At 43.2% G+C, this 24043-nt stretch carries 23 protein-coding genes; all 23 read right to left on the bottom strand.

Features of this window, described 5'->3' with window-relative positions; all coding sequences use genetic code 11:
* Positions 1-66: 66 nt before the first annotated feature.
* Positions 67-981 (bottom strand): tRNA pseudouridine(55) synthase TruB, encoded by a 915-nt coding sequence (truB, locus tag ACBP55_RS17715; RefSeq protein WP_464652979.1) that lies wholly within the window; start codon positions 979-981, stop codon positions 67-69.
* Complete coding sequence (locus tag ACBP55_RS17710; RefSeq protein WP_464652978.1) at positions 978-1979, bottom strand: DHH family phosphoesterase; 1002 nt, start codon at positions 1977-1979, stop codon at positions 978-980. The genes truB and ACBP55_RS17710 overlap by 4 nt, the downstream gene beginning before the upstream one ends.
* Positions 1976-2335 (bottom strand): 30S ribosome-binding factor RbfA, encoded by a 360-nt coding sequence (gene rbfA, locus ACBP55_RS17705; protein WP_029195248.1) that lies wholly within the window; start codon positions 2333-2335, stop codon positions 1976-1978. Before rbfA ends, ACBP55_RS17710 begins: the two co-directional genes overlap by 4 nt.
* A gap of 6 nt (positions 2336-2341) precedes the next feature.
* Complete coding sequence (gene infB / locus ACBP55_RS17700; protein ID WP_464653335.1) at positions 2342-4504, bottom strand: translation initiation factor IF-2; 2163 nt, start codon at positions 4502-4504, stop codon at positions 2342-2344.
* Positions 4401-5267 carry a translation initiation factor IF-2 N-terminal domain-containing protein gene (locus ACBP55_RS17695; RefSeq protein ID WP_464652977.1) on the bottom strand — a complete coding sequence of 289 codons (867 nt, stop codon included), beginning with the start codon at positions 5265-5267 and terminating at the stop codon, positions 4401-4403. The genes infB and ACBP55_RS17695 overlap by 104 nt, the downstream gene beginning before the upstream one ends.
* Positions 5257-5586: a L7Ae/L30e/S12e/Gadd45 family ribosomal protein gene (locus ACBP55_RS17690; RefSeq protein WP_171648885.1), complete on the bottom strand. Its 330-nt coding sequence runs from the start codon at positions 5584-5586 to the stop codon at positions 5257-5259. The genes ACBP55_RS17695 and ACBP55_RS17690 overlap by 11 nt, the downstream gene beginning before the upstream one ends.
* Positions 5576-5890 carry an RNase P modulator RnpM gene (rnpM, locus tag ACBP55_RS17685; protein ID WP_029195245.1) on the bottom strand — a complete coding sequence of 105 codons (315 nt, stop codon included), beginning with the start codon at positions 5888-5890 and terminating at the stop codon, positions 5576-5578. The genes ACBP55_RS17690 and rnpM overlap by 11 nt, the downstream gene beginning before the upstream one ends.
* Positions 5891-5919: 29 nt before the next feature.
* Positions 5920-7017: a transcription termination factor NusA gene (gene nusA / locus ACBP55_RS17680; RefSeq protein ID WP_029195244.1), complete on the bottom strand. Its 1098-nt coding sequence runs from the start codon at positions 7015-7017 to the stop codon at positions 5920-5922.
* A gap of 36 nt (positions 7018-7053) precedes the next feature.
* The gene (gene rimP / locus ACBP55_RS17675; RefSeq protein ID WP_029195243.1) at positions 7054-7518 is read right to left on the bottom strand and encodes a ribosome maturation factor RimP; all 465 of its coding nucleotides are present in this window, start codon (positions 7516-7518) and stop codon (positions 7054-7056) included.
* Between the two features lie 263 nt (positions 7519-7781).
* Positions 7782-12092, bottom strand: coding sequence for a PolC-type DNA polymerase III (locus tag ACBP55_RS17670; protein WP_464652976.1), 4311 nt, complete (start codon positions 12090-12092; stop codon positions 7782-7784).
* A 66-nt stretch (positions 12093-12158) separates the two neighbouring features.
* Positions 12159-13607, bottom strand: a complete 1449-nt coding sequence (gene proS, locus ACBP55_RS17665) for a proline--tRNA ligase (protein ID WP_464652975.1) — start codon at positions 13605-13607, stop codon at positions 12159-12161.
* A 22-nt stretch (positions 13608-13629) separates the two neighbouring features.
* Positions 13630-14889 carry an RIP metalloprotease RseP gene (gene rseP / locus ACBP55_RS17660; protein WP_173185946.1) on the bottom strand — a complete coding sequence of 420 codons (1260 nt, stop codon included), beginning with the start codon at positions 14887-14889 and terminating at the stop codon, positions 13630-13632.
* A 268-nt stretch (positions 14890-15157) separates the two neighbouring features.
* The gene (locus tag ACBP55_RS17655; protein WP_464652974.1) at positions 15158-16303 is read right to left on the bottom strand and encodes a 1-deoxy-D-xylulose-5-phosphate reductoisomerase; all 1146 of its coding nucleotides are present in this window, start codon (positions 16301-16303) and stop codon (positions 15158-15160) included.
* 24 nt (positions 16304-16327) lie between these two features.
* A complete protein-coding gene (locus tag ACBP55_RS17650; protein ID WP_464652973.1) occupies positions 16328-17122 on the bottom strand; it encodes a phosphatidate cytidylyltransferase in 795 nt (264 codons plus the stop codon).
* A 45-nt stretch (positions 17123-17167) separates the two neighbouring features.
* On the bottom strand, positions 17168-17941 hold the full coding sequence (locus ACBP55_RS17645) for an isoprenyl transferase (protein ID WP_464652972.1): 774 nt from the start codon (positions 17939-17941) through the stop codon (positions 17168-17170).
* Between the two features lie 64 nt (positions 17942-18005).
* Positions 18006-18560 carry a ribosome recycling factor gene (gene frr, locus ACBP55_RS17640; RefSeq protein WP_029195236.1) on the bottom strand — a complete coding sequence of 185 codons (555 nt, stop codon included), beginning with the start codon at positions 18558-18560 and terminating at the stop codon, positions 18006-18008.
* Between the two features lie 3 nt (positions 18561-18563).
* The gene (gene pyrH, locus ACBP55_RS17635; protein ID WP_029195235.1) at positions 18564-19289 is read right to left on the bottom strand and encodes a UMP kinase; all 726 of its coding nucleotides are present in this window, start codon (positions 19287-19289) and stop codon (positions 18564-18566) included.
* A gap of 92 nt (positions 19290-19381) precedes the next feature.
* Positions 19382-20032, bottom strand: coding sequence for a translation elongation factor Ts (tsf, locus tag ACBP55_RS17630; RefSeq protein ID WP_161405824.1), 651 nt, complete (start codon positions 20030-20032; stop codon positions 19382-19384).
* A 113-nt stretch (positions 20033-20145) separates the two neighbouring features.
* On the bottom strand, positions 20146-20844 hold the full coding sequence (gene rpsB / locus ACBP55_RS17625) for a 30S ribosomal protein S2 (protein ID WP_029195233.1): 699 nt from the start codon (positions 20842-20844) through the stop codon (positions 20146-20148).
* Between the two features lie 250 nt (positions 20845-21094).
* A complete protein-coding gene (locus tag ACBP55_RS17620) occupies positions 21095-21610 on the bottom strand; it encodes a hypothetical protein (RefSeq protein WP_464652971.1) in 516 nt (171 codons plus the stop codon).
* Positions 21603-22223: a hypothetical protein gene (locus tag ACBP55_RS17615; protein WP_464652970.1), complete on the bottom strand. Its 621-nt coding sequence runs from the start codon at positions 22221-22223 to the stop codon at positions 21603-21605. Before ACBP55_RS17615 ends, ACBP55_RS17620 begins: the two co-directional genes overlap by 8 nt.
* 34 nt (positions 22224-22257) lie before the next feature.
* On the bottom strand, positions 22258-22581 hold the full coding sequence (locus ACBP55_RS17610) for a hypothetical protein (RefSeq protein WP_464652969.1): 324 nt from the start codon (positions 22579-22581) through the stop codon (positions 22258-22260).
* Positions 22582-22600: 19 nt separating this feature from the next.
* Positions 22601-24010 carry a DUF342 domain-containing protein gene (locus ACBP55_RS17605; protein ID WP_464652968.1) on the bottom strand — a complete coding sequence of 470 codons (1410 nt, stop codon included), beginning with the start codon at positions 24008-24010 and terminating at the stop codon, positions 22601-22603.
* Positions 24011-24043 lie beyond the last annotated feature (33 nt).

Genomic DNA, 24043 nt, shown 5'->3' with positions numbered 1-24043 from the left:
GATATTGGTATTATGCGCATAAGTTCATTTCACCTACCCATGTCAACCTGTCCCGTGACGTTATAATTAGAGGAAAACTTTGGCTGGGATCAGGACTTGGCTAGCGCTGTTCCATTCATACAAACCAAGAAAACGTTTATCAGGCGAATAAGCCCTGAAAATGGTTTGCGATGCATCTGCATGAGCCGTCCGATTCGCAGTCATAGCTATTTTCTTCCCCTGTAGTGCATGTACGGCTTCCCCGGCAGATAGTTCAATGAATGGGATATGTGAAATCGCCTGATCCATAGGAATCATATGCGCCTGCAGTAATCCTTGAACCTTCATTTGCTCAATCTGTTCAAATGTTAAACACTGCTCTTGGCGAATACTGCCCGTCGATGTCCGAATCAGACTTTTCATCACCGCCGGATATCCAAGAGCCTTGCCAATATCTACACATAAGGTTCTTATGTAAGTCCCTTTGGAGCAAGAAGCACGAAATTGAATTTCTGGATGCTTTTGCTTTAGGTCCATATGGAGAATGTCTAGCTTATGGATCGTCACTTTACGTGACTTCCGCTCTACTTCTTTGCCTTCTCGAGCTAGTTCATAGAGGCGTTTTCCATCAATCTTGACCGCCGAGAACATCGGTGGAATCTGTTCAATTTCTCCGACAAAAGAATGAAGAACCTCACGGACCCTCATTTCATCCAAAGTCACCTGTGAAACTTCTTCCAACACGGTACCCGTCATATCCTCCGTATCGGTAGAAAGACCAATTCGGAGCTCAGCTTCATATTCCTTAGGCAGTTCCTGAATGTATTCAACCATTCGAGTTGCTCTACCGATACATAATGGCAAAACACCGGTTACTTGCGGGTCAAGCGTACCCGTGTGCCCGATGCGTTTGATCCCCAGGATACCTCTAACTTTGGCTACAACATCATGAGAAGTGAAGCCCTCTGGTTTCCATACAGGCAAAATGCCTTCTAACGTCATATTAGCTCGTTCCCTACTTCCTGAACCATTTTGGCAACTGCTTCCTCAAGTGTACCATGGATTGTACAGCCTGATGCACGAACATGGCCGCCACCACCCAGTGATTGCGCAATAGCAGCAACATCAACAAGTCCTGATGAGCGAAGACTTACTTTAATGACACCAACTGCTTTCTCTTTAAATAGCATGCCCACTTCTACGCCTTCCACATTACGAGGGTAGTTGACAAGCCCATCCAGATCATCGCTTGAGGCACCCGTTAACTCTAAATCTGCCAGAGAAACAGCAAGCCACGCCAATTTACGATTATTTGCAAATGAAAGTGTAGATAAAGCTTTCTGCAGAAGAACGATTTGCGAATAGGTGACTCGTTCCAGCACTTGCTCAGCTATGACAGAGCCCTGAACACCAAGAGATAACAACGTTGCTCCAATCTGCATGACCTCAGGCGAGGTATTCGAGTACCGAAATCCACCTGTGTCTGTCAGTAAGCCCGTGTAAATGCAATCACCAAACTCCAAATTCGGTACAAGCTTCATATGTATGGCTAAATCATACAAAATTTGAACAGTTGCAGCGGCATCATGTTTAATCAGATGGCAGGAACCAAATCTATCGTTCGTTGGATGATGGTCAACATTGAGCAGCTGTGCTTGGTCATCAAAAAGAGTGCTGATCCTACCCATTCTGGAGAAATCAGCACAATCTACACTTATGATGGTTTGATAAAGTCTTTCAGGAGTTTCCTTGCCAAAATCAAGAACTTGATCACTTCCCCATAAATAGGAAAATTTTGAGGGCATAGCGCCCTCATTGATCATTGTAAACGATTTTCCCAGTTGTTGAAGAATCCAACCGATGGCATACGTAGAACTAGCGGCATCCCCATCCGGTTGGATGTGAGATACCACCAGGAAATCATCATGCTGCTCGATAAACTTAGCTGCTGCTGCCAGCTGCTGGCTGTACTCGGTGGCATGGTTCATTCCACTGCTCATACGTTTGAATTTCCTTCCTGATTAAGCTTGTGCAACAAGTTATCGATATGACTTCCATAATCAATAGAAGCATCGAACTTAAATTGCAGCTCTGGAATTTTACGTAAGCGAATTCGTTTGCCTAATTCCGAACGAATATAACCAGAACCTACAGAAAGAGCTTTAAGTGTCGCTGCTTTCTCCTCTTCTGTCCCCATGACGCTAAGAAAAACACGTGCTAAGGATAAATCGTTCGTTACTTCTACACCCGTAACGGTCAAGAAACCTATACGTGGGTCTTTCAATTCGGACTGAACGATCTGGCTTAATTCTTTCTTGATTTGTTCGCCAACTCGACCTACACGAACTCTAGCCATTTGTCATCACCTCTCAACGGACTCCATGATGAAGGCTTCAATAATGTCGCCCTCTTTAATATCATGATAACGCTCAAGAGATATACCACACTCATAACCTTGTGCCACTTCTTTTTGGTCATCCTTGAATCGTTTCAGGGAGTCAATTTTGCCTTCGTGCACGACAATACCGCTGCGGATCAAGCGAGTTTGTGCGTTACGAGCAATCTTGCCTGATGTAACCATACATCCAGCAATTGTACCTGAACCCGTAATTTTGAACACATTACGTACTTCTGCTTGACCAAGAACAACTTCTTTGAAGATCGGATCCAGCATGCCCTTCATCGCTTGCTCGATTTCTTCAATTACGTTGTAGATAATGTTATGCATACGGATATCAACTTTCTCTTGATCTGCCGTTGCTTTCGCTGCAGGTTCAGGACGAACATTGAAACCGATAATAATTGCATTAGATGCAGAAGCCAGAATAATATCAGACTCCGTAACAGCACCAACACCGTTGTGAAGAATTTTGACGCGAACGCCTTCGACTTCGATCTTCTCAAGAGAGCTTTTCAGGGCTTCAACGGAGCCTTGAACGTCACCTTTGATGATTACATTCAACTCTTTGATCTCGCCGTCTTTAATGTGTTTAAAGAGGTCATCCAGCGTGACGCGTGAATTTGCCGTCATTTCGGATTGTCGAAGTGCAATGGAACGACGATCTGCAATGTCTCTTGCCTTCCGCTCATCTTCATAAGCAAGGAATGGATCCCCAGCTTGTGGAACTTCTGTAAGACCCGTGATTTCAACCGGAGTTGAAGGACCCGCTTCTTTCAGACGTTTACCTTTGTCATTCACCATCGCTCTTACGCGGCCGAAGCATACGCCAGCTACGAAGCTATCTCCGACTTTCAATGTACCATGTTGAATGAGGATTCTGGCAACTGGACCACGACCTTTATCCAACTCGGCTTCAATGACAGTCGCTCTAGCACGTTTGTTCGGGTTAGCTTTATACTCTTGAACTTCTGCAACAAGCAGAATCATCTCAAGCAAATTTTCAAGTCCAATCCGTTGTTTTGCGGAAATTTCGCAGAAAATCGTATCTCCGCCCCACTCTTCCGGAACCAACTCATAAGCCGTAAGTGCTTGTTTGATTTGATCTGGATTTGCGCCTTCTTTATCAATCTTGTTAACTGCCACAATGATCGGAACGCCTGCCGCTTTAGCATGATTAATAGCTTCAACGGTTTGCGGCATTACGCCGTCATCAGCAGCAACAACGATAATTGTAATATCGGTTACTTGTGCACCGCGGGCACGCATGGTTGTAAAAGCTTCGTGACCAGGCGTATCCAAGAAAGTGATTTTCTTTTGGTTAACTTCAACTTGATAAGCACCGATGTGCTGCGTAATACCGCCTGCTTCACCCTCGGTTACACTTGTTTTACGAATCGCATCAAGTAATGTCGTTTTACCATGATCGACGTGCCCCATGATCGTAACAACTGGCGGACGCTCAATCAGATCTGCCTCATCGTCAATTTCTTCAAAAGTCTCGAAATTATCTTCTTCGACTTTAATCTTAATTTCAACTTCAACGCCAAACTCGGATGCAATCAATTGAATAGCTTCCAAATCAAGCTCTTGGTTGATTGTTGCCATTGTACCCAAGAACAGAAGCTTTTTGATAACTTCAGAAGCATCCTTGTGAAGTAATTTCGCTGTTTCACCAACGGTCATACTGCCGCGAACGATGATTTTCTTAGGTGTATTGTCAATTTTTTCTTTCTTAACGGTTTCTTGTTGGTATCTGCCTCTGTTGTTACCGCGTTGATTGCCTCTGTTTTGTCCACCAGGCCCGCGATTTCCGCCGGAACGGTTATCATCAAAACGCTTTGGTGTTGGTTTGGATTTCTTAGTTGTAATTACGCCTGCTTTAGCTGCTGCATCATCCAATTCAGCTGCTGTTGCTCCAACGTGGAACTGCGGCTTCGCTTCTTGAATGACAGGTCTTCCGCTTTGATTATTGTTGCGGTTATCAAACGGTTTAGACTGACGATTTGGTCCTGCGCTGCGGTTAGGGCCTGCATTTTGCGGACGGCCGCTGTTCGCGCTCTGTCCACCACCAGTCTCCCGGTCCTCCAGTACCCTGACTCGGACGTGAACCTGCATAGTTGCTATTCGTACGTGGAGCTCCGCTTTGGCCGCCTTGGCTGTAGCCTTGACCGCCGCTTGGACGTTGGCTATTATAGCCTCCAGTTGAGCCGCTTGGACGCTGGCCACCCGGGTTAGATCCTTGATAACCTGTACGTTGTCCACCTTGGCTGGAGCCTTGACCACTTGGGCGTTGGCCGCCTGGATTGGATCCTTGATAGCCCGAACGTTGTCCGCCTTGGCTGGAGCCTTGGCCGCTAGGACGTTGTCCGCCTGGATTGGATCCTTGGTAACCTGTACGTTGTCCACCTTGGCCCTGACTGTTTGGACGTTGTCCGCCTTGCGATGAGCCTTGACCACTTGGGCGTTGATCGCGCCCAGGCTGAGAAGGACGACTAGCCGTATTAGGCGTAGATTGTCCTTGAGGCGCTGTTACAGCGCCATTGGTAGTTGTGCTGTTCGTTGGTTCTGAAGCAACTGGCTTCGAATCCGGTGTTGCTGCACCTTTATTCTCTTGTGCTGGAGCCTGCGTTGCAGGATTCTGATTCGTCGTAGATGAACTCACATTTCCTCCGTCCGTAGCTGCTCGTTTGGCAGCCGCATTGGCTTTAATATCTCTAAAAAACTTTTCTACACTGCTAACTGCGTCATTTTCCATTACACTCATATGATTGTTAACGGGAATATTCAGACGTTTGAGGATGGTTATAATTTCTTTGCTGCTCATATTGAGTTGTTTTGCGTATTCGTATACGCGAGTCTTATCTTTATTGTCTTGTTTATTGGTCAATATGTTTCACCTCCGCAGGATTATCTTGACTCTTCTGCAGCATCTGCGCGAAGCCTCCGTCCAATACACCTATGGTGACACGCATTTCTTTCCCAATGCTGCGGCCCAATTCATACTTCGTACCTATTTCCATGAGTTTAATCCCATAAAATTGGCATTTGTCTTGAAATTTCTTACGTGTATTAGCGGATGCATCCTCCGCCATAATGACAAGTTTGGCTTCACCCGAGCGAATCGCTTTAAACACACCTTCATCACCGGTAACTAGTTTCCCTGCCCGCATCGCCAAGCCCAATTGGGATAGAAATTTAGGATTCATCCTCAGACTCCTCCTCTTTAGAAGAGAGGAATTCATCTTCGACACGAATGAAGTCTTGCTCCAGTTGGTCATATATATCAGCACCAACGGCATGCTTCAGCGCTCTATCCAAGGCTTTACTTTTCTTCGCCAATTTAAAACAAGAAACTTTACCGCACAGGTAGGCACCGCGCCCTGACTTTTTCCCTTTAAGATCAATGAGAATTTCATCTTCAGGCGTTTTGACGATGCGGATCAAGTCCCTCTTCGGCATCATTTCCTGGCAGGCCACGCATTTTCTCAGAGGGATTTTTCTCTGCTTCATTCCGATCACCCCTTGCTCCGTACAAAAACTTAATCGACACTCACAGAATCTTGGTGCATTTCTTCTGAATAAGTTTTCACTCTGCCATATTCTTGTTCGGCTTGTGTTTCACTTTTGATGTCTATTTTCCAACCTGTCAATTTGGCAGCAAGACGAGCATTTTGCCCTTTGATTCCAATCGCCAGAGAAAGCTGATAGTCAGGTACAATGACACGCGCCATTTTTTCATTTTCATGAATTTGCACTTCAAGCACTTTGGAAGGACTTAGCGCATTGGCTACGTATTCTTCCACGCTTTCCATCCAACGTACGATGTCTATCTTCTCGCCGCGCAGTTCGCTTACAATCGTTTGAACACGTAATCCTTTAGGTCCCACACAGGATCCTACTGGATCGACTTCAGCGTTGCGGGAATGAACAGCAATTTTGGATCGGAAACCAGCTTCACGCGCAACCGAACGAATTTCAACCACACCATCAAAGATCTCAGGCACTTCCAGTTCAAAAAGACGTTTCAACAGTCCTGGATGTGTTCTGGATAAAATGATTTGCGGTCCTTTCGTCGTATTTTCCACTTTCGTGATATACGCTTTAATCCGATCGCCTTGTTTGAACTTATCTGTAGGCATCAATTCAGTCAAAGGCAGCACTGCCTCAACTTTACCCAAGTCTACATAGATGTTACGTTGATCTTGGCGCTGAAGGATACCTGTAACGATATCTTCTTCCTTATCGATAAAAGCATTATAAATTAAGCCACGCTCGGCTTCACGAATACGCTGAGTCACTACTTGTTTGGCAGTTTGTGCAGCAATACGTCCGAAGTCACGAGGAGTCACTTCAATTTCAACGATATCTTCCAATTGGTAATTCGGATTAATCTCACGAGAAGCGTGAAGTGAAATTTCCAATCTTGGATCTAATACTTCCTCAGTTACGGTTTTACGAGCAAATACCTTGATGAGGCCAGTATGGCGATTGATATCAACTCGCACATTCTGTGCAGTGTTGAAATTACGTTTATAACTTGAAATCATCGCTGCTTCAATTGCATCGATAAGTAACTCCTTTGAGATACCCTTCTCACGTTCAATTTCCGACAGCGCTTCGATAAAATCCGTGTTCATTTGAACTGAGTCCCCCCTTTCAATAAGTAACGGTCACTAAAAAACGATAGCTAGACGAGCGCTTGCTACTTTAGCGAACGGGATAATAATTTTCTTTTTGCCAATTTCAATAACGAGTTCTTCCTCGTCAAAGGAAAGCAGCAAACCTTCAAATTCCTTGGAACCGTCTATCGGTTCATAGGTGGTAACAAATACATGACTATTCACAGCCTTGTGATAATCTTGTGTCTTCTTAAGCGGACGTTCCGCGCCTGGTGAAGAAACTTCCAAGAAATAGGCATCAGCAATAGGATCTTTCTCATCCAATTGAACACTTAAGTATTCACTGATGCGGCCGCAATCATCTATATCAATTCCGCCTTCTTTGTCTGCATAGACACGAAGGAACCAGTTGCTGCCTTCTTTGACATATTCAATATCCACGAGTTCAAATCCATTTTGTTCAATGAAATCCTTCAGCATGTCCTCAATGACGGATTTGATTTGCGCTTGTGTAGCCACAGATAAATGTACCTCCTAAATTGACTTTCCTTTATCATATTCCGAAAAGTCCTATATCAAAATGTAAAGAGTGGGTTTCCCCACTCTTTAATCACAAGATGATATCCTCATTATTGCCAATAAAAATTATACCATAACCATTCTTTGCATTACAATAGCAAACTTGTTAATCATTTTCACTTGACAGCTCAGAGTTTTCTTTAGAAAACTCACTTCGGAAGCATTAACTTGAAAGTTTTTTTTAGAAAACTACCTTCGGAAGCTTAGAATAAAGACAATTGATTCGATTCCGGCAGTCCGCGGAAACACCCCATCGAGCTGAGCATCTCGATGACCGTCTTTGAGGCTTTGGATCGATTTTGGAAATCTTCGATTGAGAGGAAGTCGCCTTCCTCTTTGGCAGCGGCAATATTTCTGGCTGCATTATCTCCGATACCTGACATTGCCGCAAATGGCGGGATAAGTGACGTACCTTCGATAATAAACCGTGTCGCATCCGATCGATAAATGTCAATTGGCTTGAAACTGAAGCCACGCGACGTCATTTCGAGTGACATTTCAAGAATGGATACCATCGCTTTCTCCTTCGGCAGCGCCTGGAAGCCTTTCTCTTCAATCTCAATCAATTTTTTAAGAATGGCATCATACCCTTGGCAAAGAAGTTCAAGATCAAAGTCCGCTGCACGAACACTAAAGTATGTCGCATAGTAGGCAATAGGATGATACACCTTAAAGTATGCTGTACGAACAGCAGAGATAACGTAAGCAGCAGCATGCGCTTTTGGAAACATATATTCAATCCGTTCACAAGATTCAATATACCAAGCTGGCACATTACAACGTTTCATCTCATCTTTCCATTCATCTGTAAGCCCCTTACCCTTACGTACACTCTCCGTGATTTTGAAGGCAAGACCTGCATCCATTCCTGCTTTATAAATCAAGAAGAGCATGATATCATCCCGACAGCCAATAACGGTCTTAATGTTACAAATCCCTTTTTTAATAAGCTCTTGTGCATTTCCAAGCCAAACGCCTGTTCCATGGGATAATCCCGATATTTGCAATAAGTCGGCAAAAGAGCTTGGCTGCGTTTCCTGAAGCATCTGACGAACGAACTTGGTTCCCATCTCCGGAACACCATAAGTAGCTACAGGAGATCGGATTTGATCCGGTCTGACCCCAAGCGCTTCTGTCGAGTTGAAAATACTCATCGCTTTCGCATCATTCATAGGAATGGTCGTTGGATCAACACCGGTTAAATCTTGCAGCATCCGCATCATCGTCGGGTCGTCGTGTCCTAGAATATCAAGTTTCAATAAATTGGCATCGAAAGCATGATAATCAAAATGGGTCGTTTTCCATTCCGAATTCTTATCATCAGCCGGGTATTGAACGGGTGTGATGTCATCAACTTCCATATAATCCGGCACTACGACAATGCCGCCGGGATGCTGCCCCGTGCTTCGCTTAACCCCTGTACAGCCAGCAGCCAATCGGCTAATCTCAGCACCACGCCATTTCTGGCCTTGCTCTTCTTCGTACTTTTTTACGAATCCGAATGCCGTCTTCTCGGCGACAGTACCGATGGTACCCGCACGGAATACATTTTTCTCACCAAAAATTTCTTTCGTAAAATTATGCGCAACCGGTTGATAAACACCTGAGAAGTTCAAATCGATATCGGGAACCTTGTCCCCTTTAAAGCCAAGAAACGTCTCAAACGGAATGTCGTGACCTTCACCTTTTAAATTACCGCCGCAATTCGGGCAAACTTTGTTCGGAAGATCGAATCCACTCGGAACGCTCCCGTCCAGGAACCACTCACTATGCTGACAAGATGCGCAAATATAATGAGGAGGCAGCGGATTAACCTCGGAAATACCTAACATCATCGCAACAACCGAAGACCCAACGGATCCCCTTGAACCTACGAGATAACCGTCCGCATTCGACTTTTTCACAAGACGTTCGGAAATCAAATAGTTGGCAGAGAAACCGAACTTAATAATCGGAACAAGCTCTTTCTCAAGCCGAGCAATAATGACTTCCGGAAGTTCATCCCCATACATAGCCTTCGCTGTATTATAACAGGTCGTCCGAATTTCTTCGTCGGCCCCTTCGATGATGGGTGTGAATAACTTATCCGGGAATAGTTCAATGACTTCGAACCTATCTGCCAGGTCATTCGTACTGCGCACGACAACTTCAAGTGCCTTTTCTTCACCAAGAAACTTGAATTCTTCCAGCATCTCTTTGGTTGTACGGAAATGAGCATCCGGTTTTTTCATAGCTTTAAGTGGACTAAACCCAGTAATTCCATTAATGGCAATATCTCTGCATACTTTCTCACGAGGATTCAGATAATGCGCGTTCCCTGTAGCAATAACCGGTTTACCAGTCTTATAACCAATTTCACATACACGTCGTACTGCATTTTCCAAATCTTCGACGCTGCCAACGAGACCTTTTTCAACCAAATGCATGTTATAGCTCACAGGTTGTATTTCAAGAATGTCATAAAACTCGGCCACTTGCTCAGCTTCTTCGATCGATTTATTAAGTACAGCTTCAAAGAATTCCCCTTTTTCACAGCCAGACGTGATAAGAAGACCTTCTCTTAATTCAACCAGCACACTTTTGGGAATTGTTGCGGAGCGTTGTAAATAGGTTGTATGGGATAAGGATATAAGTTTGAATAAGTTCTTCTTCCCAACGGCATTTAGTGCATAAACACAGCAATGGAAAGGGCGCTGATTTGACAAATCTTTTCCTACATAATCATTCAATTTAGCAAGATTCGTTATTTGTCGATCATTAGCCTCGTTAATCAAATGATATAAAACAAAACCTAATGCAATAGAGTCATCAATCGCGCGGTGATGGTTGTCCAAGCCTACCTTGAATTTATCAGACAAAGTATTCAATCGATGATTCTTCATGGAAGGGAATAAAAATCTAGCAAGCTCCAGGGTATCAAGAACGGAGTTCGTAACCTCCGGCAATCCCATACGTTTCAAATTCGCTTGAAGGAACCCCATATCAAATCGTGCATTATGGGCTACGAGAACGCAATCACCAACAAACTCAATGAACTTAGGAAGCTCTTCCTCGATATCAGGTGCATCTTTTACCATATCATCGTTAATATTCGTCAATTGTTGAATGTTATAAGGAATTTTCTCGTGAGGATTAATGAACGTTGCAAACCGCTCAATTTCTTTACCGTCCTGCATTTTAACGCCTGCAAGCTCGATAATTCGGTTATTAGTAACAGAAAGTCCCGTTGTCTCTACGTCGAATATCACATATGTTGCTTGCTTCAGATCCATATCCCGACCATTCATCACGATAGGAACAGAGTCATTCACAACGTTGGCTTCCACACCATAAATCACTTTAATTCCGTGCTTTTTTGCTGCTTTTCCTGCATCAGGGAAACATTGAATGTTACTATGATCAGTAACCGCGATGGCTTTATGGCCCCATTTTGCTGCCATTTTCACATATTGATCGATCGGTGTTAATGCATCCATGGTACTCATGGTTGTGTGAAGATGGAACTCAACACGCTTCTCAGCTGCATCGTCCATCCGATCCTTAGGAGCCATGACTTCATACAGGTCATTTGGAATCATGACAAGTTCAGGAATTTGCATGAAACGATCATACTCGACCTTGCCTCGAGCTCTAATCCATGTTCCATTTGCAAGCAAGCTCATAATCTTCACATCATCTTTGGTTTTCGCAAATACCTTCATCGCCAAAGAATCAGTAAAGTCGGTCAGGTTAAATGTAAATAACGTGTTTCCATTTCTCAATTCCTTGACGTCTAGTCCAAATACGGTACCTTGAACCGTCACTTTCTTCTCTTCTTCTTGAATGTTTTTCAGAGGTGTTGGCACCTCTTTGATATCTATGCCCATGACAAGCTTGAGATCCGTATCAGGCAATGAGGATTCTTCTTCTTCCATGTCGATGGACATCATGATTTCTTGGGTGATGGTCTTCTCGCCTTGCTCGCGCTGCTTCGCAAATTTCTCGTATTCCGCTTCGATCTCGGTAGAATCACTAATCGCATATTTTACATTTAATTCGGTTTGAAAAAAATTATGAAAAAAATTCCGTATGAACATATCTACATTTTTCTTTTTAGCAAGTTCAAGTCCAATCTGATCTAACATAATGAGCGTTAGCGTATGACCTTGTACCTCAAACCTAGCTTTCGACATCCAGCCATTAATTGATGCTACTTCACGCTGCAGCCACTCCATAAAGAGGCTCCAGTATTCATCCACCAAAACTGCGGGTTCTGCTTGCTCAAATTTCCAGATAAAACGAATCTTCGCAATTTGAGCGAACTTCTCTTGAATCATTTTACAAAAGGAGCGATAAATATTCTGAGGCACTATTTCATTTTTCACCAAATAAAAGGTCCAGTCGCGATTTTTTCGACTAATTTCTACTTGATCGATATACCCTTCTGCAAAAAATGAGCGCATCATCTCGGCTGGAATCTCGGCTTGCTGCATCAAAAGCTCAAAGCGATTCCGTTTATCAGCCAAATTACTCATGAACAGCCTCCCCATAAAAATACGAAGGGCAATGGAATTGTTGCTTCCATTTGCCCTTGATTGTAATTAATAACTTCGGCCAAAAACGACCGTATGTTTAGCAGCATCGCCGCAAACCAGACATGTTGATTTTGTTTCAGAAGGTTTGAAAGGAATATTCCGGCTTGTTGCACCCGTTTCTTGCTTCACTTGCTCTTCACAAGCGTTAGAGCCGCACCAGCCAGCTAAAGCAAATCCGCGTTTGGTCTCCAAGAACGTTTTGAACTCATCAATGGAATCCACCGCTATGTAATGCTCGTCACGGAACTGCTTCGCTTTATCATACATCTGCTGATGAATCTCAGCAAGTAAATTTTGAATTTCTTCGACAAAATTCGCTTGTTGAACTATTTTCTTCTCCCCGGTTACTCGAGAAACAAGAACAACTTGTCCATTTTCCATGTCGCGAGGCCCTAATTCAACACGAATCGGTACACCGCGCATTTCATATTCATTGAATTTCCAACCTGGGCTTTGGTCGGCACGGTCATCCACTTTAACGCGAACGCCAGCCTTCTTAAGCTCAGCATACAATTCGTCTACCCGTCCAATCACCTGTTCACGTGTTTTTGGCGGACCAATCGGAATCATGATGACTTGTGTAGGGGCAACTTTAGGCGGCAATACCAATCCACGATCATCGCCATGTACCATGATAAGTGCACCGATGAGTCGAGTGCTAACTCCCCATGAAGTTGTATGAGCAAATTGATGCTGATTTTCACGGTCCAAGAACTTGATATCGAAAGCGACAGCAAAATTCGTCCCCAGATAGTGAGAGGTCCCTGCTTGCACCGCTTTCCCATCTTTCATCATCGCTTCAATGGAGAACGTATCAACAGCTCCCGCGAACTTCTCAGAAGGCGTCTTCTGCCCAACAATGACTGGGATCGCTAAGAAATCTTCCGCAAATTGGCGGTATACCTCCAGCATTTGCATCGTTTCGCGGCGAGCATCCTGCTCATCTTCATGAGCCGTATGACCTTCCTGCCACAAGAACTCCGTAGTTCGAAGGAACGGCAATGTGCGCTTCTCCCATCGAACGACGTTAGCCCATTGATTAATCAAAAGCGGAAGATCGCGATAGGAGTTGATCCATTCCGAATACATGTGACCAATCATTGTTTCTGATGTTGGGCGAATAGCTAGACGTTCTTCGAGCTTCTCTCCCCCTGCTTCAGTGACCCAAGGCAGTTCTGGATTAAAGCCTTCCACGTGTTCTTTTTCCTTTTGGAAAAAACTCTCTGGAATAAATAAAGGGAAATACGCGTTCCGGTGACCCGTTTCTTTGAATTTGCTGTCTAGTTCACGTTGTATGTTTTCCCAAATTTCAAAGCCATCCGGTTTAAACACGATACAGCCGCGCACTGGCGAATAGCTCATTAAATCAGCTTTCTTGATCACATCTATGTACCAACGGGAGAAATCCTCTCCCTGTGGTGTAATCTCTTTAACAAACTGTTTATCGTTTGACATAAACCCTCCTACGCGATTAGGACTATCCCTTAATTAATCTTAAAATGTCATTGTAAGTAACTGCCACCATGAGCAGCATGAGCAGTGCAAAACCAACAAAATGAACCATACTTTCTCGATTCGGATCAATTGGCTTCCCGCGTAATGCCTCTAGACCCATAAATAGAAGTCGACTTCCATCTAAAGCTGGAATAGGCAGGAGATTAAATATACCTAAATACAAGCTTAACGTGGCTGCCCACGAGATTAAGTAAGTTATTCCCATTTTGGCAAACTCAGCGGATACTTGAGCAGTCCGGACTGGTCCGCCAAGATCATCCAATTTAAACTGCAGCATAACAAGTTTCTTTAAACCAGTCACGATGCCAATCGTTGTTCCAACGACTTGTTCGTAGGTGCCAGTTATCACTTCACTAAAGGTAGCACTTCTGCGATCTCCAGAAATGACTACGCCGAGCTTACCAGCCCCTGCTTCCATTTCGGGTGTAACTTGAAGTGTAATTGGATTTCCTGCACGATCCACAACCCAGGTCATCGGCTTTCCGGCAGATGATTGAATGGAGGTGACAAGCTTCTCGCGGTCATCACCAATCGGCTGATTATCAATCGAAATGATGATATCTCCTTTGTGGAGTCCCGACTTCTCGCCTGCTTTACCTGCAAGCACGGAATCAAGCTTAACGTTCGTAAATACGCCAGACATAATAACCACGATTAAGAACAACACAATGGCGAGTATGAAGTTCATAACAGGCCCCATCACAATAGCAATTGCTCTCTGGCCAACCGTTTTCGATCCAAACTGACGATCATATGGAGCAATCTGTGTTTCCGTCCCCTTGGTCACCATCATAGCTTGTGGATCTATGGGATAAGTAACACGTTCTCCATCAACATCAAGTGACACTTGAAGCGTTCTTTCTAAATCAATTTGTTCCACGACTCCAATGATTACATTCGAGCGTCGATCTAATTGATCAAGATATAAAGATGACACTTGGTTTTGTTTATTAAGTTTAACCGCCACCGTTTGTCCGGGGTTCACTTGGACGATTTCGGGGTCTTCACCTGCCATCCGAACGAATCCACCGATCGGCAATATGCGCAAGGTATAGCGAGTTTCCCCTTTTTTATATGAGAAAATTTTGGGTCCAAAGCCAATTGCAAATTCTCGAACTAAGATGCCTGCACGTTTCGCAAAGTAAAAATGACCCCATTCATGAATCGTAACGAGAACGAAAAACAACAAAATAACCTTCAATCCAACTTCTATGGCTGACAAGTCGTATTTCCTCCTTCGAGTTTTCTTCAGAAAACTTACCTATGTTTGCAAAAACCATAATGTTTTCGTTTGAAAACCTGCCTTTTAGGCATCCACTTATGGACAGCATGTTCTTAGATTAACATTATTGAACTGCTGAATACAAGCTATGCTCTTTTAGCACAGTATACGAACTGGGAGTTTGAATTAGACTTTACTTTATAAAGCGCCTAGGGGATAGATTGAAAAAAGAGCCGAGCCAACCTCGCTGACCTAAGCTCTCATGAAATTAAAATAGAATGGATGATGCAAAGGCTCTTGCCCAAATATCCTGCTCATGAATGACGTCTAGATGAGGGTTTGAATGGGATTCGTGTTTTTGCAAAACAGCCTCAATGATCTGTTCAATTTGCAAAAACGTAATCTCACCTTTGAGGAAGCGCGCAACAGCGATTTCATTCGCTGCATTATAAACCGTAGGGGAAGTGCCCCCCTGTTTGCCGCTTTCAAAGGCCATTCGTAAACAAGGATACCGATTATAATCCATCTCGCGGAAATGAAGCTTTCCGATAGCAGCCAAATCAAGACGATTGGTCGGCGTCGGATATCTGTCAGGGTAAGTTAGAGCGTATTGTATAGGAACTCGCATATCCGGATTACCAAGCTGTGCGATAACACTATTGTCAACAAATTCTACAAAGGAATGAATGACACTTTCGGGATGAATAAGGACATCAATTTGGTCATAGGAGAGATCAAATAACCAATGAGCCTCAATGACCTCAAGACCTTTATTGACCATCGTCGCGGAATCAATGGTGATCTTAGCACCCATCGACCAATTCGGATGTTGGAGAGCTTGTTCGACCGTTACGCCCTCTAATTCATCGCGCGTCCGATCTCGGAACGAACCACCAGAAGCAGTAAGTGTTATTTTCGCAATTTGCGAGTGATTCTCTCCATTCAAACATTGAAAGATAGCCGAATGCTCACTATCAATAGGCAGTAAAGACACTCCTTTACGACGAATAGCATCCTTTACAATATGGCCTGCACTCACAAGCGTCTCTTTATTTGCAAGACCAATGTGTTTGCCAGCTTCAATCGCTGCCATTGTAGGCTTAAGCCCCTGACTCCCTACCAACGCTGTGACTACTAGATCTGCATCTGTTGACGCAGCAACTTCCATTAACCCCTCTTCACCATATACCACTTTGGTAGATGACGAAACATGTTTGGAAACTTCGTCGGCCAGCTCCTTGGTCGCTATCGATACAACTTTTGGGTGAAACTTTTTAACCTGTTCAATCAATAGTTGACTATTATAACCACCAGATAATGCTTCAATTTGAAATTTATCTGGGGCGTGCTGGGCAATATCTAAGGTTTGTGTACCGATAGACCCTGTTGAACCCAGAATGGCAATCCGTTTCATCCTATTCCACCTCGTCTATGACTATTAGTGAGTAAGAATTCCAAGCCAATGAATAAATGGAAATACGATAAGCCAACTATCCATTCGATCTAGTACACCACCGTGACCGGGAAGTAAGGTTCCCGTATCTTTAATGCCCTTAACTCGCTTATATGCCGACTGTATTAAGTCACCGACTTGTCCAACAACAGCAATTACGAAGCCAAGCAACACTGCCTTGCCAATTCCAAGCATATCCGGTGCATACAAAGCGAAACCTATTGCGGCAATCATCGAAATAACGACACCACCGATAGCTCCTTCAATGGACTTCTTAGGACTGATTTGAGGCCATAGAGGATGTTTCCCCAGCTTCGAACCGACAAAATAAGCTCCTGAATCCGAAGCCCAAATACATACAAACACAACGATTGACCAAAATAAGCCATGCTCCGCCAAGCGTGTAGTTATCATATAATTGAATCCAAAACCTATGTAAATAACACCAAGTAGAATAATAGAAACCTGATCTATTGTAATCATATTTTTTGAAGCGACTGTGATGAAAAGCAAGACAAACATCGTCAGCCAAATAATGGCCGTCGAAGAAACGGGAAGTGAACCACCAAACGTTTCCCACGGCACCGTTAAGGTTAACAAGGAGATTAAACCAACAGCCGCTGTTAATTTATACTTCGTGAAGCCGTTCATTTGCATATATTCACGATAGCCAATAATTGACAGCAACACGATTAACCCAGCATACCAATAACCACCTAATACTAATAACGTAATGAATACGAGCCCGGCAATGACTCCCGTGACGATCCTTTGCTTCAAGATGAATCCCCCTAGATGAACACGCGCCGGAAGCATACGAAGTGATTAGATACCTCCGTATCTTCTCCCGCGGCGCTGATATTCTGCAATTGCTTGCATAAATAATGATTCCGTGAATTTCGGCCAGTACGCCTCCGTAAACCAAAGCTCCGAATATGCTAATTGCCAAAGAAGAAAGTTGCTTAGTCGAAGCTCACCACTAGTTCGAATTAACAAGTCTGGATCTGGTAAATCCGAAGTTAACATATAGGAAGAAAAACTTGCCTCATCCAAATCTTCGATTTGTAGTTTGCCATTTTGAACATCACGAATCATATCCTGAACACCAGCGATCATTTCTTTACGTCCACCGTAATTTAAGGCAAAGTTCAGAATGAGGCCTGTATTATCTTTCGTCCGTTCGATAGCTCCCTCAATGGCTTTGAGTGTGTAGTCAGGTAAGCCTTCTTTCCAACCCGTCATACGGATTCGAACATTGTTTTCGATCAGCTCTTCGATTTCTAAGGGAAAAAATTCTTGAGGAAGTTTCATCAGAAATTCAACTTCTTCCTTCGGTCTTTTCCAATTTTCCGTTGAAAAAGCATACATCGTTAACACTTTAACACCGATCTCATTTGCAGCCATCGTAATTTTCTTAACATTTTTCATCCCGGAATGATGCCCTGCTACACGAGGCAAGCCTCTTTGCTTAGCCCAACGACCGTTTCCGTCCATAATAATAGCGACATGTGCTGGCACTTTATCTAATTCGATAGCTGGTATAGCTGAAGAAACAGACTTACCATTAATTCCTAACCATTTCTTAATTAGCTTGAGCACAGTTGTTCCTCCCAACTAGGGAAAGATGAAAAACCCCCAGCGAATACCCGGGGGCATATCTATCTTATACTTCCATGATTTCTTTTTCTTTAGCAGCCAAAACTTTCTCAACTTCAGCTACGAATTTATCCGTGAACTTTTGGATATCTTCTTGATGTTTACGGGATTCGTCTTCGGAAATCCCTGCTTTTTCTAACTTTTTGATCTCGTCGTTTGCATCACGACGAATGTTACGAATAGCGATCTTTGCTTCCTCGCCAAATTTCTTCGTCATTTTCACAAGGTCGCTACGACGCTCTTCTGTAAGAGCAGGAATGACAATTCGAATAACCAAGCCGTCATTAGATGGCGTTAATCCCAAATCTGACTTCATAATCGCTTTCTCAATCGACGTCATTGAACTTTTGTCCCATGGTTGAATGAGTAAAGTGCGTGAATCCGGTGTTGTTAAATTCGCAAGTTGATTCACAGGTGTCATCGCTCCGTAATATTCCACTTGGATGCGATCTAATAAAGATGGCGTAGCGCGACCTGCACGAAGAGAAGTTAAATCTCTTCTTAAGGCGCCAATGGCTTTATCCATCCGATCTTCTGCATTCTTTTTTACTGATTGTGGCATGATTTAGACACTCCCTTTAACTGTAGTCCCTATTTTCTCGCCAAGGACCACGCGTTTGATATTCCCTTTTTCTGTGATATTGAACACCACTAACGGGATGTTGTTATCCATACAAAGGGAAGATGCGGTGGAATCCATGACACCAAGATTGTTGCTGATAACTTCCATATAGGTTAACGTCTCGAATTTCTTCGCTGTTGGATCTTTGAATGGATCTGCCGAATATACGCCATCCACTTTATTTTTGGCCATGAGAATAACTTCTGCTTCAATTTCAGCTGCTCTTAAAGCTGCCGTTGTATCCGTTGAGAAGTATGGATTCCCCGTCCCAGCCGCAAAGATAACAACTCTACCTTTCTCAAGGTGACGCATTGCTCTTCTTCGGATGTATGGTTCAGCCACTTGCTGCATAGTAATTGAAGATTGGACTCTCGTAGGCACATCCAGATTCTCAAGCGCATCCTGCAGAGCCAATGAATTCATGACTGTTGCAAGCATACCCATGTAATCGGCTGTCGCACGATCCATCCCCTTCTCACTGCCTGCGATACCACGCCAAATGTTTCCACCGCCTACAACGATAGCGACTTCTACATTTAATTCCACAACATCTTTTACCTGTTGGGCAATGGAAGTAATCACTTCCGAATCAATGCCATAACCCTGCTGTCCTGCCAAAGCTTCGCCGCTCAATTTTAGCACTATTCTTTTATAAAAAGGTTGACCCAACTTGTATAACCTCCGTTTCAATGCATGAAAAGCTCTCTCTTATGGGCTAAAAAAGAAGGAACACCAAGTGTTCCATCTTTTTTAAATGCCTATTATAGTTTAACTTGGGACATAACTTCTTCCGCAAAGTTCTCTTGTTTTTTCTCAAGACCTTCACCAAGGCCGAAACGTACGAAACGACGAATGGAGATGTTCTCACCGATTGCAGCGATTTTCTCGTTCAACAATTGGTCAATCGTTTTATCTGGATCTTTAACGAATTGTTGCTCCATCAAGCAGAACTCTTCGTAGTATTTCCCAATTCGACCTTCAACCATTTTGTCAATGATTTTCTCAGGTTTGCCTTCATTCAAAGCTTGGTTACGAAGAATTTCTTTTTCTTTCTCCAAAGCTTCTGTTGGTACTTCTTCACGACGTACATAAGTCGGGTTAGCCGCTGCGATATGCATAGCGATATCTTTGCAGAAAGTACGGAATTGCTCTGTTTTACCAACGAAGTCAGTTTCACAGTTGATCTCAACAAGTACGCCAACTTTACCGCCTGCGTGAATGTAAGATTCTACAGCGCCTTCTGTAGCAATACGGCCTGCTTTGTTAGCTGCAGCAGAAAGACCTTTCTCGCGAAGCAACTCGCCTGCTTTGGTGATATCACCGTTTGCTTCTTCAAGCGCTTTCTTACAATCCAACATTCCTGCGCCTGTTTTTTCACGTAACTCTTTCACTTGTGCTGCTGTAACTGCCATTGAAAGAAACCTCCCGATAGTTGTTATTGGTATGTAATACCTATTGATTCTTTAAAAAAAGGGTGGTGACAGGCTGTTACACCTTCCAACCACCCTTTTCACATTCCTATAGATTAAGCTGTTGTTTGCTCGCCTTGGTGTGCTTCGATAACTGCATCAGCAATTTTAGCTGTTAATAATTTAACCGCACGAATCGCATCATCGTTACCTGGAATCACGTAATCAATTTCGTCCGGATCGCAGTTTGTATCAACGATACCAACGATTGGGATACCCAATTTGCGAGCTTCCGCAACAGCAATACGCTCTTTGCGTGGATCGATAATGAAAAGTGCGCTAGGCAGACCCTTCATGTTCTTGATTCCGCCCAAGAATTTCTCAAGACGATCTTTCTCTTTACGCAGAATGATAACTTCTTTCTTAGGAAGAACTTCGAAAGTGCCGTCCTCTTCCCATCTTTCAAGAGTTTTCAAACGGTCAATACGTTTTTGAATTGTTTGGAAGTTTGTAAGCGTACCACCCAACCAACGTTGGTTGATGAAGTACATTCCGCAACGTTCTGCTTCTTCAGCAACGGAATCTTGAGCTTGTTTTTTCGTTCCTACGAAAAGAATCGTACCATTATCTTCAGAAACGGATTTAACAAAGTTGTAAGCTTCTTCAACTTTTTTAACCGTTTTTTGTAGATCGATAATGTAAATACCGTTTCTTTCTGTAAAGATGTATTTGTCCATTTTCGGGTTCCAACGACGTGTTTGGTGACCGAAATGTACGCCAGCTTCTAAAAGCTGTTTCATGGAGATAACTGCCATCCCCAATCCCTCCTCTAAAATGGTTTATTTGGTATCCGCCGCCTATCGCATCTTTGCATAAAACCTACCGAAGTAAGCACCATTATGCAAATTGACGGGCGTGAGTTTTTAACACCGTGAATAAATATACCACAACTGAAAAGCCTATGCAACCCTTTGTCATGTTAGTCATTTAAGCCCTACTAATGCATGTAAATGTATAGAAACAACAAAAACAGACCTCATGAAAAAGATCCATTTGTCGGACTATCTATTGAACTGTAATTAAATTGGTCACGACTTTGGGGATTTCCGTAACACCTTCAAAAACATGGTAACCGATTTGAATTTTGGTGTTGCCACCTTGTTTATCAAGTTCCGTTATGAAAGCTTTACGATCGGTAATAATGCCTGATTTCACGAGAAGTTCACTAACAGCTGTTGCATCAAGATTTTGTTGTACATAAATAATTATTTTCGAAGTAACTTCAGGTGTATTTGCTTTGGCCTTGTCCTGAGGTTTAGCAGCCGCCAATTTATCTGTTTCTTCTTTGACCTTTTTCAATACCGCTTCATCTAGCTCAGTTTGCGTAAATAACTTTGTATTCTTATCGAATACCTGGTAGTATTTCGCAGCTTCAACCTTTAACTTCTGAGGATCCATCTCATCCAATGCAAGGCCCGTTTGACCAGGCGCGCTGGCGCGAACAGACATCAATTGCAGAAGTATGGCTCCTACAATAATTCCAGTCCCAATTCCAAAAACGTACGACCTATTTTTAAACACGGGTCATTTCCTCCTGTCTGGATAATTGAAGGATTAGACTGACCTCGCCTTTATTCATGCCTAGCTTTTTAGCAATGGCTTCGACGCCTTTTCCTTGATCATGCAGTGAAAATAGCTCTTTGTATCTGCTCTTCATACTCAATCCCGTGTAAATGGGTTCTTCCACTACAGACTCTATAGTAGGCGCAACTAGCTCAGACGCAGTTACTTGAACAGAATGGACTGGATTACTAACATGTATTTCAGATATAACAGCATTTTGGACACCAGTAAGCACGTCAGTTGCCGCATTTGTTCTTTGATTCAATTGATGATTGACATGTACTTTCGTTAATTCTTGCGACAGTTCATGCTTTTGCTTTTCCAATGATTCCAGTCTGCCTGCAAGCTTAGCAAGCTCTATCTCGTAATCTTGTTTCGTTTTAGAGAACAGATTGAGCAGCGTTTGATTTTGTTCATCCATCTCCGCAGCGAAATGCTCGATGGTTTCTTCGATTTCTTGGACAACGTTCATCTTAGTGGACGCGGCCGCTTGCTCTTTAGGCAGGAAACGTGCATAGACAATTAAAACAAGGCCTAGAAGTACGACATACATCCACGGCTGCATAGCCATTGGGTTCACCTTTTTCTATATATGAGATAACTAGTTATAAGGATAAATCAATATGATGCCCTTTATATGGATGATCTGGCTGATGGCTGCCTTCAAGGGAAGCGGAATCTGTCTTCCCTTTGTTCGCAGCCTTACCTTTATTAGACTGCTGACGTTTATCGCCATGATCCTTCATATCTGTACGAACGCTCTCTTCAAGCTTGCTGCTGCGATGGCGATCCTTCTCCGTTAATTGGACAGCTTGATTCTCCAAGATCGTTTCGTCCTGCCGCGGTTTCTGCATAAGCTGATTTTGACGGATGCCCGCTTCATCGTTTTTGTGTACGGCGAACTGTAAATCGATGGCTTTAAAACTCATCGCTTACCCTCTCCTTCACTCACACATAGGCACTCATAGAAATATCGCCCTCACTTAAACGAAATGTCATACGGCTTGTTGGATCTTTGACAAATTTCGTATACCGGCCAATGACAATCTTCGTTCCCCCGTACATTGTAGACAATACTTCTACTTTTGCTTTATCGGAATCTTCTAACGATTTCTCAATCTCAAGAATACGTTCTTTGATGGTATTTTGCTCTTCTAAAGCTTGCTTTTTCGTATGAGTCAACTTAATTCGCATGGCCACTTTGTCTGGGCTAAGTTGACCTGCCGCTGCTAATTGATTTAATAGCGTAAGCGCTTTATCCGTTTTATCCATATTTTCCATGTATACTTTGAGTTGATTGCGTAGATCAATCATTTCATTCCGAAGCTCTGGGAGTACGCCAACTTCAACAACTGTAGCCGTTGACATCGAATTCCCTATCGTCCTCGCAGTAACTCGCTCACCGGCTTGAATGGTGCCTCCGACTATGAGTCCTTTGGAACCATTACAATTTACAGCCTTGCCTGCTCTAATTGTTGAATGCATGATACTCTGAGAAACCGTTAATTCTCCAGCGACTTCAACAATAGCATCTTGAATGAAGGAACTTTTTACATTCTTACCCGCTTTGACATGTGCTTTATTCTGACCTACAATGCCTGCACTGATTTCAATAGAACCTTCCGCTTCAAGTTCTGCGGCTTCCACGCCACCAGTGATACGAATATCCCCAGCTGCACGGATTTTAAAACCAGGAAGAACATTCCCTCGAATAACCACTGTACCGATAAAATCAATATTCCCAATATTATAATCAACATTCCCATTCACTTCATAGACAGGAAACACATTAATTTTGTCACGATCAGTTCTTACCACCATGCCATCAATTGTAGAATATAGGCCCATTTGTTCAGCATCTGTTACCACATTCTTACCTAATTTAAATCTAGCTTCTTTCCCTGCTTTAGCAAAAAGAGTCTCTCCTGTAACCGCTCTGCCCGGTGTGCCTTCCGTTGCCAGAAAACGCTGTCCAATAAGCTGTCCTTTTCTAACATTATGAAGCGACACAACTTCTTTATAATTTACCCTGCCGTCATCCAGCTCTTGCGGTTTTTTTTCATCCTCATCAAAATCAAAAATAAATTTAATATAACCGCTTTGGCCTTCTATTGCCTTCGTTCCCGTTGCAATTGCAACTTTTTGATGATAAAAAGGTTTTGGATTTGCAGCTATTTGAGCAAGAAAAGGTCGATTTATACCATGAACAATGTGATTCTTTTGAAATAACTCTTCCAATTGTCCTGCTGTTACTTGAAAATCGCCGTCAACATTGTTAATTAACAAATAAGCTGTTAATTTGTCATCCGAGATGGAAATACTAATGTAGAAATCCAATGGCATGTTCCTCTCAAGCATAGACAAACCACCTTTCATTACCTCTGATTATAA

The sequence above is a fragment of the Paenibacillus sp. WG02 genome (assembly GCF_055396115.1).
The sequence above is the reverse complement of the archived record's forward strand: the minus strand, read 5'-3'. Positions and strand labels throughout refer to the sequence as shown.